Origin of the sequence: Nonomuraea helvata (assembly GCF_039535785.1) — a bacterium.
GTDB classification, from domain to species: Bacteria; Actinomycetota; Actinomycetes; order Streptosporangiales; family Streptosporangiaceae; genus Nonomuraea; species Nonomuraea helvata.
Genome location: NZ_BAAAXV010000009.1, coordinates 1,233,112 through 1,245,700, shown reverse-complemented (window position 1 = coordinate 1,245,700; position 12,589 = coordinate 1,233,112). Strand labels below are relative to the sequence as shown.

Annotated in this window: 13 protein-coding genes; 8 read left to right on the top strand and 5 right to left on the bottom strand. The window is 68.3% G+C overall.

The window, feature by feature from the left end; translation table 11 throughout:
• Positions 1–159 carry a hypothetical protein gene (locus tag ABD830_RS38680; protein WP_344998709.1) on the bottom strand — a complete coding sequence of 53 codons (159 nt, stop codon included), beginning with the start codon at positions 157–159 and terminating at the stop codon, positions 1–3.
• 708 nt (positions 160–867) lie between these two features.
• Between ABD830_RS38680 and ABD830_RS38675 the strand changes: the two genes are divergently transcribed.
• From ABD830_RS38675 to ABD830_RS38665, 3 genes are all read left to right on the top strand, one after another.
• The gene (locus ABD830_RS38675) at positions 868–1,731 is read left to right on the top strand and encodes a helix-turn-helix domain-containing protein (protein ID WP_344998707.1); all 864 of its coding nucleotides are present in this window, start codon (positions 868–870) and stop codon (positions 1,729–1,731) included.
• Positions 1,732–1,783: 52 nt separating this feature from the next.
• Entirely contained in the window at positions 1,784–2,008 is a 225-nt protein-coding gene (locus tag ABD830_RS38670; protein WP_344998705.1) for a DUF397 domain-containing protein, read from the top strand.
• A 280-nt stretch (positions 2,009–2,288) separates the two neighbouring features.
• Complete coding sequence (locus tag ABD830_RS38665) at positions 2,289–2,774, top strand: hypothetical protein (protein ID WP_344998703.1); 486 nt, start codon at positions 2,289–2,291, stop codon at positions 2,772–2,774.
• Positions 2,775–2,825: 51 nt separating this feature from the next.
• Here ABD830_RS38665 and ABD830_RS38660 read toward each other — a convergent pair whose 3' ends face one another.
• Positions 2,826–4,259, bottom strand: coding sequence for an MFS transporter (locus ABD830_RS38660; protein ID WP_344998701.1), 1,434 nt, complete (start codon positions 4,257–4,259; stop codon positions 2,826–2,828).
• 109 nt (positions 4,260–4,368) lie between these two features.
• Here ABD830_RS38660 and ABD830_RS38655 point away from each other — a divergent pair, with 109 nt between their 5' ends.
• The 4 genes from ABD830_RS38655 (at position 4,369) to ABD830_RS38640 (ending at position 7,932) form a co-directional block, all read left to right on the top strand.
• The gene (locus ABD830_RS38655) at positions 4,369–5,181 is read left to right on the top strand and encodes a helix-turn-helix transcriptional regulator (RefSeq protein ID WP_344998700.1); all 813 of its coding nucleotides are present in this window, start codon (positions 4,369–4,371) and stop codon (positions 5,179–5,181) included.
• Between the two features lie 76 nt (positions 5,182–5,257).
• Entirely contained in the window at positions 5,258–6,331 is a 1,074-nt protein-coding gene (locus tag ABD830_RS38650) for a CapA family protein (protein WP_344998698.1), read from the top strand.
• 42 nt (positions 6,332–6,373) lie between these two features.
• A complete protein-coding gene (locus tag ABD830_RS38645; protein ID WP_344998695.1) occupies positions 6,374–7,219 on the top strand; it encodes an SDR family NAD(P)-dependent oxidoreductase in 846 nt (281 codons plus the stop codon).
• A gap of 44 nt (positions 7,220–7,263) precedes the next feature.
• Entirely contained in the window at positions 7,264–7,932 is a 669-nt protein-coding gene (locus ABD830_RS38640) for a TetR/AcrR family transcriptional regulator (protein WP_344998693.1), read from the top strand.
• On the opposite strand, the gene ABD830_RS38635 is transcribed toward ABD830_RS38640, so the two are convergent.
• Positions 7,901–8,221, bottom strand: coding sequence for a hypothetical protein (locus ABD830_RS38635; RefSeq protein ID WP_344998691.1), 321 nt, complete (start codon positions 8,219–8,221; stop codon positions 7,901–7,903). The genes ABD830_RS38640 and ABD830_RS38635 overlap by 32 nt on opposite strands.
• A gap of 172 nt (positions 8,222–8,393) precedes the next feature.
• Here ABD830_RS38635 and ABD830_RS38630 point away from each other — a divergent pair, with 172 nt between their 5' ends.
• A complete protein-coding gene (locus tag ABD830_RS38630; protein WP_344998688.1) occupies positions 8,394–8,924 on the top strand; it encodes a hypothetical protein in 531 nt (176 codons plus the stop codon).
• A 243-nt stretch (positions 8,925–9,167) separates the two neighbouring features.
• Here the strand turns inward: ABD830_RS38630 and ABD830_RS38625 are convergent, their stop codons facing one another.
• The gene (locus ABD830_RS38625; protein ID WP_344998686.1) at positions 9,168–9,836 is read right to left on the bottom strand and encodes a hypothetical protein; all 669 of its coding nucleotides are present in this window, start codon (positions 9,834–9,836) and stop codon (positions 9,168–9,170) included.
• A gap of 181 nt (positions 9,837–10,017) precedes the next feature.
• Complete coding sequence (clpB, locus tag ABD830_RS38620) at positions 10,018–12,588, bottom strand: ATP-dependent chaperone ClpB (RefSeq protein WP_344998684.1); 2,571 nt, start codon at positions 12,586–12,588, stop codon at positions 10,018–10,020.
• Between the last annotated feature and the right edge of the window lies 1 nt (position 12,589).

Here is a 12,589-nt window from a genome sequence, read left to right as displayed (position 1 = left end):
TCAGGACACCTCCTCCGTCACGCGGTGCGGCACGCTGAGCTGGTCGAAACGTGGGTCGCGGTAGCGACGCGAACCGAACCCCGTCCTGCTCACGGTCCAGCCGATGTGGTGCGCGAATTCGTCCGGCTCCATGCAGATTTCGCGATCGGCCCATGCCATGAGTTCCTGGATCCGGGACTTGATTCGAGCGAGTCCCTTGGTACCTTGTGAGTACATGAGAAGACCCCTTTCGCGGCATTTTCAGAGGTGGCTTCTTTGCCGGGCCGACGGCTGACGACCGGTCTCGCCGCAGGGTGGCAGCCCAAATGCGGCGCGCTGGTGATCAGTCGCGGTCCGGCTTTTTTCATGCTCGAACGAGCGGAGTGTCGCTGAGTTCTTCAGGCGATTCCGAGATCCTTCCGGCAAGTGGCCTCCCTGGCACAGAGTTTCGTTTCCGGGACGGCGACGTTGCCGGCGAGGCGGCCCGCACGGGGCCGCGCGATCATCGAGGGAAGGCCCGACGCGTACGGCCGTGTCGTCATGCGCGGCCTCCTCACATCCAAGAGCCTTCCTGTAACCGATCGTCCCCCTGGGTGAGCAATGCTGCAATACGTGGAGCAAGGGAAGATTTAAGTTTCTTCACACTTGCCGTGCAACTTGCACGACAAGTGTCGCCCCGAGCCTTCGGCGGGAGAAGTTCCGCCCTTGACCCACCCCTACATGGAGTTTGTCTTGCCCCTAGGCTCCCCTCATGAAAGCCTTCTGGCAAGGCTGTGCGACACGCCACGTGCAACTTGCAGTGTAAGATTGAGCGCGAACGGCCCAGAAAGCCGGGCCCTAAACGACCCCTTCCCGCCACACCTTCATTCCCGACAAGGAGAGTGGACGGTGCCATCGCAGCAGGGCAGTCCGACAGTGCGCAGGCTCCGGCTGGGTCAGGAGCTGCGGCTTCTCCGGGAGCGGAGATCGCTCACGGGGGCCAGAGCGGCCAGGGAGCTCGGCTGGTCAGCGAGCAAGGTCAGCCGGATCGAGGCGGCCAAGACGATGCCGAGCGCCGACGACATCAAGGCCATGGCGGAGCTCTATCACCTCGACGGGCCGAAACTTGACGAACTCTTCGGCCTGTTGCGAGATGCGGAGCAGCGGGGGTGGTGGGAAGATTACGAAGACGCCCTGCCTGGGGAGTACACAAGATTCCTCGGGCTGGAGGCAGAGGCCACTCATCAGCGCAACTGGGAACCCCAGGTCGTGCCGGGCCTTCTGCAGACGGAGGACTATGCCAGAGAAGTGATCCTGGCGACTCGCGGCATCTCGCGCATCACGCACAGCGGCGTCAGGAGCCGGGTCGAGGCCCGGCTCGACAGGCAGCAACGTGTGCTCCACAGGGCTCACGCGTGCGTTCTCAATGTGGTGCTCGACGAGTCGGCGCTGATGCGCAGGTTCGGCGAACCCGCGGTGATGCGTGAGCAGATGGAGCATCTTCTGGAGATCTCACTTCTGCCGCACGTCAGCGTCCAAGTCCTCACCCTGGACGCACTTCATCCGGTCAACACCGGTGCATTTATTCACCTGAAGTTTTCCGCATTTGATGATGTTGTGTACCTGGAACAGCTGTATAGTGCCAACTTCGTCGAAGATCTCGAACGAGTAGCCGGCTACGAGACGGCTTTCGACAACATCCGGTCGGAGGCCTTGGATGAGGACGAATCACGAGTCCTTATACAGCGTAAAGCCATGCTATGGCGACGTTGACGACGAAACCTCAAAAGAGGCAATGGGGCCTCTTTGCGCATTTGGGGAGAAAATGTACGACCACACTACGACGGCGGCCTGGCGGAAGAGCACCTTCTGCAACGGCGCATCGACGTGCGTTGAGGTTGCCCCCCTGGCCGACGGCAATGTCGCGCTAAGGGATAGCAAGGTCCAGGACGGACCTGTCCTGGTCTTCACCCAGGCCGAGTGGGCCGCCTTCACAGCCGGGGTGCGCGAGGGCGAATTCGATCCGGACACACTGGCTGTCAACGCGTGATGAACGGCCCTGGTGTCCTTGTGCCAGCAAGTCGGCCAGGGCCGTTACCGAAGAGGCAGTGGACGCGCCCCATCACTCACATCGCCTACCGTGGCAGGCGCAGAAACCTGCACATCATGGCAAGCCGAGCCAGGATGTGCAAGCTCGGTCCGCCTTTGATCAAGGCCGCACCGGATCCGCTTTTCCGAGGAGTGCGGGTCACCCACAGCTTGTCATGAACGCGCGTCCCCATGCCGTCACATTTCCCTTTTTACTCTCCGGTTTCTGCCAGGGAGATGGCATGGAAAAATGGACTCTCCCCGACCGTGGATCGCAAAATCGCTGCCTGCTCCAGATCGCGCGGTTTTTGAACACGGTGCCAGACACGTCGTATGACGTGGAAATCGAGATCGATGGCCCACGGGTTATTCCGTGCGCGAATCTGACCGACGCTCTCGCCGACCATCAGGCGCGAAACGTCGTGCTGATCTTAGGGCCGACGAACAATGGCCGGCCAGTTGGGGACTGGCAACTCCAGATCTGCGGAGTTCGTGACACGCGGACGGTGGAGGTCGAGGTCTGCGCGTACCACCAGGTGCCGCAGGACTTGCGAAACGGGGTGGCGCAGGTGATCCACCCCTACTGCACGACGCTCAAGAAACGATTCCGGCGGCTCCGGCGCTTAGGCAACTGGATCCACTCCCACGTGTGGACCAAGTTCGTGCTCCCGGTCATGGTCATCGTGGTAGCAGCCGGGCTGATGGTGTGGATGGGCTGGAAGGGCTGATGATCAGGTTGTGGCGCGTCGCTCTTTGGAGGGAGGACGCGCCACCCTGGTTCAGGAGATGTCCAGGTCCTGGGCGGCTGCCGGTACGCGGCGCCGTACGAGGAAGATCGAGCTCAACCCCGCCACCACGGCCAGGCCGGCCATGGCGATGGCGGACATCAGGGCGGCGGAGACGGTCCCGTGGCCCTGGCTCAGCGTGATGAACAGCGTTCCCACCGTGGAGACGCCGATGACCTGCCCGAGCTGCATCACGGTGAGCAGCGCGCCGCTCGCGTCCGCCGCGTACTGGCCGTCCACCTGCTCGGTCGCCATGTTGGTCACCGCGACCTGCACGCCGAGGCCGGCGCCGACGAGGGCGCTCATGATCGCGTACGGGACACCGCCGCCGGCGGCGAGCCCGAGGCCCAGGTAGGCGGGGGCGGCCACCACGTAGCCGAAGGGCACCAGCGGGCGCTGCAGGCGTACGGGCAGCTTCGGCCAGCCCAGCCCGACGAGGCCGAAGGCCAGCGCGCACGGCACCAGCATCATGCCCGAGGCCAGCGGCGTCAGGTGCAGCTCTCCCTGCAGGTGCAGGGCCGAGGTGAACAGGAACGCGCCCCAGGTCGCCGGGCCGAACAGCAGGACCGCCAGCCCCGGCCGCATGCCGGGCGCGCGCAGCACCTGGGCGTTCACCAGCGGACGGCCGCCGCTCGCGGTCACCCACCGTTCGATGCGGACGAACGCCGCGAACATCACCACGCTCAGCCCCATGGAGATCCAGCCCCACAGCGGCCACCCGAGTTCGCGGCCCAGCACCATCGGCACCACGAGCAGGAGCACGGCGGCCGACAGGGACACCAGGCCCCACGGGTCGAGGCCGGTCTTGCCGCCGCCGCGGTCGGCCGGCAGCACCTTCAGGCCGGCCGCGAGCAGCAGCGCGCCGACGGGGACCAGCACCAGGAACACGATGCGCCAGCCCGCGCCCATGCCCAGCAGGATCCCGCCGAGCGCCTGGCCGATCACGATGCCGCCGCTGACCGTCAGGGACCACAGGCCGATCGCCCGGCCCCTGGCCGCGCCCTGGTAGTTACGCTGGATCAAGGTCAGCACCTGCGGCATCATCAACGCCGCCCCGGAGCCCTGGAGCAGGCGGAAGGCGACCAGCCAGCCGGTGGAGGGCGCCAGGCCCGCGCCCAGCGTGGTGAGGGTGAACAGCGTGAGCCCGCCCAGGAACGCGTTGCGGTAGCCGAACAGGTCGCCGACCCTGGCTCCGGTGATCAGTAAGACGGCATAGACAATGGTGTATCCGGCGACGATCATCTGCAGCCCCGCGCCTGAGGAGTGCAGGTCGGCCTCGATGGTCGGGGTGGCCACGTTGACGATGTTGACGTTCAGGATGGCCAGGAACTGCCCCACGAGGATGATCGCAAGGAGCAGGCCGCTGGCTCGTGCCTCTCGCTGCGGCTTGGTCTCCACAGGAGGGGTGATAGCGGCAGTTTGGGTCATGTAGTTCAGTTTGCCGGGCAGCCAGTACCAGTAACGAGAGCCCCTTTATACTGGTATTGGCAGTAACTGGTTAAGCGCTGCCGCTTCGCTCCATAGTGGAGGTATGAGCGTGACAGAAGCAAGGCGTACCGATCTGTCGGCTTTCCTGCGGACCCGTCGCGAGCGGATCACGCCGGAGATGGTCGACTTCGCCCCGGGCCCGCGCAGGCGCACTCCCGGCCTGCGGCGCGAGGAGGTCGCCCAGCTCGCCGGCGTGGGCGTGACCTGGTACACGTGGCTGGAGCAGGGCCGCCCGATCAACGCGAGCACCCAGGTGCTGGACGCCATCTCCCGCACGCTCCGGCTCGACAGCGCCGAGCGCCTGCACCTCTACCGGCTGGCCGGGCACGCGGAGCCGATCGGCCAGGCCCCGGGCCACGTGACGCCCGAGATGCAGGAGATCCTCGACCGGCTCGGTGACATGCCCGCGTGCGTGGCCAACAGCCGGTGCGACGCCCTGGCCTGGAACGCCGCGTACGCCACGCTCTGGCCCGAGCTGGTCAACGCGCCCGAGGGCGAGCGGAACTCGCTCTGGCACACCTGCCTGAACCTCGAGCCCACGACCCGGCTGCTCAACCGCGACCAGGAGCTCTCGCGGGCCGTCGCGGTCTTCAGGGGCGCCTACAGCCGTCACGCGGACGACCCGTGCTGGCAGGACTTCGTCCGCCGGCTCGCCTCCGAGAGCCCCGAGTTCGCGCGGATGTGGGCCAGGCAGGACGTGGCCGAGCCGGGGCCGAGGGAGAAGGCGTTCAAGCACGTGGAGATGGGGGAGCTGCGCTTCAGGACGACCAGTCTCACGGCCGTCCTCGAGATCCGGCTCATCGTCTACACGCCGATGGACGACCACACACGGGATGCAATGCGTAGATTGATGGAGAAGTAACCGCCTGAGCGGTAGTTCGCCCCTTCATGGGATGCTCGAGACCTGAATGACAGGATTCGAGCGGAAGTGGCGGCAGATGAGATTCCCCCGTGCCCTCCCGTTGTTCGCTGTCGCCGTGTCTCTGATGGCCTGCTCCTCGGCACCCGAGAAGGAGCCGCAGAGCAAGCAGGTGGACGAGCAGGCGGCCGTGTCCCCGACGCCGAAGCCGAAGCCGAAGCGGCGGCCGTACACGATCTCCTTCGGTGGGGACGTGCACTTCGAGGGAGGGCTGCGGACGCGCCTCGCCAGCCCGGCCACGGCGCTCGGGCCGATCGCGAGCGTGCTGCGCAGGGCCGACTTAGCCATGGTGAACCTCGAGACGGCGATCACCACAGGGGGGACGCCCGCGCCGGGGAAGCAGTTCACGTTCAGGGCGCCGCCGACCGCGTTCGGCGCGCTGAAGGCGGCCGGGGTCGACGTCGCCTCCATGGCGAACAACCACGGCATGGACTACATGGAGACCGGGCTGGCCGACTCGCTGGCGGCCATCAGGTCGAGCAAGTTCCCCGTGGTGGGGATCGGGAAGGACGCGGCGCAGGCGTACAAGCCGTTCCGCAAGGTCGTGAACGGCAACAGGGTGTCGATCATCGGGGCCACTCAGGTGCTCGACGCGGAGTTCATCCAGGCGTGGACGGCCACCCCGGACAAGGGCGGGCTCGCCTCCGCCAAGGACGAGGCCGGCCTGCTGCGGGCCGTACGGCAGGCGCGCAAGAACTCCGACACCGTGATCGTCCACCTGCACTGGGGCACCGAGATGCAGAAGTGCCCGAACCAGGCACAGCTCTCGCTGGCTCCCAAGCTGGTCCAGGCGGGCGCCGACGTGGTGGTCGGCGGACACGCGCACATCCTGCTCGGGTCCGGATATCTCGACAACGCGTACGTCAACTACGGCATGGGCAACTTCGTCTTCTACAACTCCACCCCCGGCACCACCGGCAGGACCGGCGTGCTGACGCTGACCATCAACGGGCGGAAGGTGCTGAAGGACAGCTGGACCCCGGCCACCATCCAGGGAGGCATCCCCATTCCGATGACGGGGCCCGCGCGCACCCAGGCCATCACGGACTGGAAGGCGCTGCGTACCTGCGCCGGGCTGGCCGCGCGGCCCTGATCGATCTATGCTCCTGGACGAGGCGTCCAATAGGAGGTCGAGATGCGGCGCGTGGAACCAGGTGCGGTCTTCGAGGGGCGGCGGGTGGTCGTCACGGGGGCGGGGTCCGGGATAGGGCTGGCGACCGCGCGGGCGTTCGCCGCCCATGGGGCCGAGGTGGTGTGCGCGGACATCGACGCCGCCGCCGCGTCGCGGGCCGCCGACGCCCTTGCCAAGGACCTCGGGGGTACGGGGCACGCGGCGCAGGTTGACGTCTCCGACGCCGCTCAAATGGAAGATTTTTCGCGAAATATCATCTCTCAATATGGCGTGCCGGACATTGTGGTGAACAATGCCGGGATCGCCGTCGCCGGGCCTTTTCTTGATCATACGGTGGACGACTGGCGCAGGACCATCGACGTCAATCTGTGGGGCGTCATCCACGGGTGCCGGCTGTTCGGCGCCGCCATGGTCGAGCGCGGCGAGGGCGGTCACATCGTCAACATCGCCTCCCTGGCCGCGTTCGCGCCGTCGCGGCTGCTGCCCGCGTACTCGACCTCCAAGGCGGCCGTGAAGATGCTCAGCGACTGCCTCAGGGCCGAGCTGGCCGGGCACGGGATCGGGGTCACCGCCGTCTGCCCGGGGTTCGTCTCCACGCCGATCGCGCGCAACGCCACGTACGTGGGGCCTGACGTGCGCGAACAGGCCGTGCGGGACCTGGCGCGGCGCGGGTATCCGGCCGAGCGGGTGGCCGCCCACGTTCTGCGGGCCGTACACAGAAATCAGGCCGTTGTGCCGGTCAACCTGGAAGGGCAAATCGGATATGCCCTGTCCAGGGTTTCGCCGGCCGCGATGCGTGGACTCGCGCGATGGAGCGGGATCATGAGAAATCGAGGAAATCGGCGGTAAGGATCGTTCCCAAGGGAGAAGATGAATCCGTGTCCTCGCCGCAAATGGATGATGATTGCGCCCAGCCCAAGGCACTCAGGCGGCAGCCGGCGCAGCGCCGCAGCGCACGGCGCGTGGAGCGGATGCTCGACGCGTGCGCGCAGCTGCTCGACGAGACCGGATACGACGCGCTGTCCACCACCCGCATAGCCGAGCGGGCCGGCGTGGCGATCGGGTCGATCTACCAGTTCTTCCCCGACAAGCGGGCCGTCACCCAGGAGCTCACCCGGCGCAACGTCGAGGAGTTCGTCCGCAGGGTGGACCGCAGGTTCCTGGCGGAGGAATATCGCGGCTGGTGGGAGGCCATCGACGCGATCATCGACGAGTACGTCGACATGCACAGGACCGTTCCAGGCTTCAAGAGCCTCCACTTCGGCGACGTCGTGGACCTCAACCTGCTCGACTCCGACTCCGACAACAACACGGTGATCGCGGGACGGCTGCGCGGGCTGCTGCTCAAGGAGTTCGGGCTGGCCGACAGCCCCGAGCTCGACCTGGCCGTGCTGGTGGCGGTCGAGGCGGGCGACGCCGTACTGAAGCTGGCCTTCCGCCGCGACCCCGACGGCTCGCCGGAGATCATCGCGGCGGCCAAGCAGCTGATCTGCGGCTTCCTGGCCCGGCAGCTGGAGTCCTGGTCCGCCGCTAGTCCCGCGCGGAGCGTCCGACTTCCCTGAGCAGCCCGGCCAGCCAGTCCGGCAGGCGCTTCCCGTACCCGCCGAGGGCGATCGCGGGCACCTGCTGGAAGCGCGGGGTGGCCGGCGTTCGCAGGCATGGCCCGCCGGGGAACGAGACCGGGCGGGTGTCTCTCGCCTCGCGCACATGGAGTCTGGCCTCCAGGGCCTGGAGGTTCCGCTCGGCTGCTTCGAGGGCCTCGAGGCGGGCCGACAGATAGCCCGCCACGCCGGGAAGAAGGGCCGACAACACCACGACACAGGCCAGGGTGAAGGTCGTCTGCTTGGACATGCCCATCACAGCCCCCTTGCTCGCGTAGCAGCAAAGCGACTCGTATATGCCCTGCCACCTGCATAGACACGCTCAATGTGAACACTGATGGACGGGGGGTTACCGAATTTGTGTCTGACCGGCGATGCGCATTGACCGGGCAAAGGGCCGAGCGGCTCGGTAGTCTCGCGGTGTGGCGCATGTGACCCGTGAGCACCTTGATCGTCTGCTTGAGCAGGCCCTACTGGCCGACGACCACAGTTCCCTGGCCAGTCGGCTATACGACGTCGCGCTGGGCTATTCGTCCGGCGACGTCTCCCGGGCGTCCATCCTGGTCCTCGCCGCCGAGGAATGGCGAGCGGCCGGCCAGCCGGCGCGGGCTATGGAGTGTTTCCAGCTCGCGGTCGAGGACGGCGGCGAGGCGGGCTTCGACCCGCGTGCCGGCATCGCAGACACGCTCTTCGAGCTCGACCAGCCCGATGAGGCCAGGGAGGTCATCGAGACGATACGCGCGGAGGGCGGCGTCTCCACGGCGACCGCTCACACGATCGCCGAGACGCTGGTCGCCTACGGGGACCTCCAGGGAGGGCTCGAATGGGCCACCCAGGCGGCCCTGGGATGCGACGAGAACGACCCTGAGCAGGTGGCGGTCCTCCGTACCCGCTACCGCATCCGGGTCGATCTCGGGCTGCCTGAGGACGAACTGGACGAGCTCGTCCACTGAGCCCGGCCGACGCCGGGACTCGGCGCCGTCGCCGACGGCACTGCCTTCTGACCTGAGGGCTACGTCGCACGGCGGGGCCAGGTCCCGGGACAAGCCTGCCTCGGGGCGGCTCGACCGCTGACTGCCGTGGCCCGCCACCGCGAGGCAGCAGGGGCGAAGAGGCCGCGGCCGCGGGTGGCCGCGGCCTCTTCGGTTAGGGGATGCCGGGCGCGGCAGGCACGATCAGCGCCCGGACAAGGTGGCTCAGCGCAGCCCCAGCTGCGGCGCCAGCCCGGAGAAGCCCGCCACCGCGGTCTGGCCGCCCGCCAGCACCGAGGCCTCTTGGAGGTTCTCCACCGTCTCGGGCAGCAGGCCGTCGACCACCTCGGCCCTGACCTCCTGCACGGGCCTGGCCAGGTTCGTCGGCGGCTTGGTGCCGGAGCCCGCGAAACGGTTGTGGGAGGGGCCGTTGCCGAGCGACAGCTCGGGCAGCTTGACCTCCAGCGGCTTCGACGGCACCTCGGGCAGGGCGGGCAGCGCGGGGACCCGCGCCATGGTGGCCAGATCCCGCATCTCCAGCGATTCGGGCACCTCGGGGAGCAGCGCGGGGGAGGGCATGCCCCAGGTCGCCGCCAGCCCGCCCATGTCGGCCGCGCCCAGCGCCTCGCGCGCGGTCGCGAGCCCGGTCAGGCCGAGCTGCGCGGCCATCGCCCCGGCCGCCATGGCCAGCTTCTCGCTCTCGTCGGCGGCCGTGCTGCCGCCGCCGAGGGTGTCGTCGGCCGCGATGTGCGTGCCGCAGTACGAGGCGGTCGTCCGGGCCGTCACCCGGGTGCCCTTGCAGGTGTCCGCCGTCGAGGGGGCCGCAGCCAGCCAGGTGACGCCCGCGGTCAGCGTGGCCACCGCGATGATGCTCCGGATCTTCTGAGATGACACTTCAGGTCCCCTGATCGAGTTCGGTGATCTGACGAACGCTGAACGTAGTCACACATCCGGCCGCGGGAGTGCGGCTTGTCCGAAGAGTGGACCGGACCTTACCGAAGGTAAGAGGGGATGACCGAGCCATGACACGCGAGGAGCCCGTAGACCGCGAGGGTCCCGGGCTCCCGCAAGGTGGTCAGGCGCGCTGGATGAGGAGCTCGTCGTCCCCCAGCTCGACCTTGACCTTGTCGCCGTCCATGACCTCTCCCGACAGCACCGCCTTGGCCAGCTTGTCGCCGATGGCCGACTGGACCAGGCGCCGCAGCGGGCGGGCGCCGTACAGCGGGTCGTAGCCCGTCAACGCCAGCCACTCGCGGGCCGCGGGCGTGACCTCCAGCGTCAGCCGGCGCTCGGCCAGGCGTCGCGCCAGCCGCTCGACCTGCAGGTCGACGATCTGTGCCAGCTCCTCCGTGCCCAGCGCGTCGAAGAGGATCACGTCGTCGAGCCGGTTGAGGAACTCCGGCTTGAACGAGCTCCGCACCGCCGTCATGACAGCGTCACGCTTGGCGCCGTTCTCCAGCTTGGGGTCGATGAGGAACTGCGACCCGATGTTGGAGGTGAGGATCAGGATCGTGTTGCGGAAGTCGACCGTGCGCCCCTGCCCGTCGGTCAGCCGCCCGTCGTCGAGCACCTGGAGGAGGATGTCGAAGACCTCGGGGTGGGCCTTCTCCACCTCGTCCAGCAGCACGACGGTGTACGGGCGCCGCCTGACGGCCTCGGTGAGCTGGCCGCCCTCCTCGTAGCCGACGTAGCCGGGAGGCGCGCCGACCAGCCTGGCCACGCTGTGCTTCTCGGAGTATTCGCTCATGTCGATCCGGGTCATCGCCCGCTCGTCGTCGAACAGGAACTCCGCCAGCGCCTTGGCCAGCTCGGTCTTGCCCACGCCGGTGGGGCCGAGGAAGAGGAACGAGCCAGTCGGCCGGTCGATGTCGGCGATGCCGGCCCGGCTCCGGCGTACGGCGTCGGAAACGGCCTGTACGGCCTGCTGCTGCCCGATCAGCCGCTTGCCCAGCTCGTCCTCCATGCGCAGCAGCTTGGCCGTCTCAGCCTCCAGGAGGCGCCCGGCGGGGATGCCGGTCCACGACGAGATCACCTCGGCGATGTCGTCGGCGCCGACCTCCTCCTTGACCATGGCGTTGTCCGGCGGCGCGGCGTCGGAGGCGGCCTTCAGCGCCTGCTCCAGCCGGGGCACCTCGGCGTACATGAGCCTGGACGCGGTCTCGAAGTCGCCGTCGCGCTGTGCCCGCTCGGCGGCGCCGCGCGCCTCGTCGAGCTGCTTCTTCAGCTCGCCGACCTTGTTGAGTCCGGACTTCTCGTGCTCCCAGCGGCCGACGAGGGCGTTGAGCTCCTCCTGGCGGTCGGCCAGCTCCTGGCGGAGGCGTTCGAGCCGCTGCACGGAGGCGTCGTCGGTCTCCTTGGACAGGGCCAGCTCCTCCATCTTCAGCCGGTCGACGCCGCGCTGGAGCTGGTCGATCTCCACGGGACGGGAGTCGATCTCCATGCGCAGCCGTGAGGCGGCCTCGTCGACCAGGTCGATGGCCTTGTCGGGGAGGAAGCGGCTGGTGATGTAGCGGTCGGACAGCGCGGCGGCGGCCACCAGCGCGCTGTCGGCGATCTGCACCTGGTGATGGGCCTCGTAGCGGCCCTTCAGCCCACGCAGGATCGCGATGGTGTCCTCGACCGTGGGCTCGCCCACGTAGACCTGCTGGAAGCGCCGCTCGAGCGCCGGGTCCTTCTCGATGCGCTCGCGGTACTCGTCGAGCGTGGTCGCGCCGATCATGCGCAGCTCGCCGCGGGCCAGCATCGGCTTGAGCATGTTGCCCGCGTCCATCGCGCCCTCGGCGGCGCCCGCGCCGACCACGGTGTGCAGCTCGTCGATGAACGTCACGATCTGCCCGTCGCTCTCCTTGATCTCGGAGAGCACGGCCTTGAGCCGCTCCTCGAACTCGCCGCGGTATTTCGCGCCGGCCACCATCGCGCCCAGGTCGAGCGAGATCAGCCGCTTGTTGCGCAGCGACTCGGGCACGTCGCCGGCCACGATGCGCTGGGCCAGGCCCTCGACCACCGCGGTCTTGCCGACGCCGGGCTCGCCGATGAGCACGGGGTTGTTCTTGGTGCGCCGGCTGAGCACCTGGACGACGCGGCGGATCTCGGAGTCGCGGCCGATGACCGGGTCGAGCCTGCCGGAGCGGGCCTGCTCGGTCAGGTCGACGCCGTACTTCTCCAGCGCCTGGTAGGTGTCCTCGGGGGTCTCGCTGGTGACGCGCGCGTGCCCGCGTACCTTCTCGAACGCGTCGAGCAGCGCCTGCGGCGTCGCGCCCTGCGACTTGAGCAGCTCGGCTGCCTGGCCGCCGTCGGCGGCCAGACCGACCAGCAGGTGCTCGGTCGAGACGTAGAGGTCCTCGAGCTGGTTGGCGCGCTGGGCGGCGGTGTTGAGCACCGTGAGCAGCTGGCGCGAGCTCGACGGCGCCCCCACCGTCGCGCCCTGCGCCTTGGGGAGCGCCGCGAGGAGCTCCTCAGCGCGGGCCCGCAGCGTGCGCCAGTCGGCGCCGACGGCCTCGAGCAGCGGCACGGCGGTGCCGCCCGTCTGGGAGAGCAGGGTGGTCAGCAGGTGAGCCGGGGCGATCTCGGGGTTGCCCTCCGCGGCGGCACGCCGCATGGCACCCGAGAGCGCTTCCTGGCTCTTCTGGGTGAGCTTGTAGTCCATT

What these genes read in the sequence shown, in the direction of transcription:
- ABD830_RS38640 (WP_344998693.1), top strand. Translation starts at nt 7,264, where the DNA reads ATGGATGATGATTGCGCCCAGCCCAAGGCACTCAGGCGGCAGCCGGCG.
- ABD830_RS38650 (WP_344998698.1), top strand. Translation starts at nt 5,258, where the DNA reads ATGAGATTCCCCCGTGCCCTCCCGTTGTTCGCTGTCGCCGTGTCTCTG.
- ABD830_RS38645 (WP_344998695.1), top strand. Translation starts at nt 6,374, where the DNA reads ATGCGGCGCGTGGAACCAGGTGCGGTCTTCGAGGGGCGGCGGGTGGTC.
- ABD830_RS38665 (WP_344998703.1), top strand. Translation starts at nt 2,289, where the DNA reads ATGGAAAAATGGACTCTCCCCGACCGTGGATCGCAAAATCGCTGCCTG.
- ABD830_RS38635 (WP_344998691.1), bottom strand. Translation starts at nt 8,221, where the DNA reads ATGTCCAAGCAGACGACCTTCACCCTGGCCTGTGTCGTGGTGTTGTCG.
- ABD830_RS38670 (WP_344998705.1), top strand. Translation starts at nt 1,784, where the DNA reads ATGTACGACCACACTACGACGGCGGCCTGGCGGAAGAGCACCTTCTGC.
- clpB (WP_344998684.1), bottom strand. Translation starts at nt 12,588, where the DNA reads ATGGACTACAAGCTCACCCAGAAGAGCCAGGAAGCGCTCTCGGGTGCC.
- ABD830_RS38660 (WP_344998701.1), bottom strand. Translation starts at nt 4,259, where the DNA reads ATGACCCAAACTGCCGCTATCACCCCTCCTGTGGAGACCAAGCCGCAG.
- ABD830_RS38680 (WP_344998709.1), bottom strand. Translation starts at nt 159, where the DNA reads ATGGCATGGGCCGATCGCGAAATCTGCATGGAGCCGGACGAATTCGCG.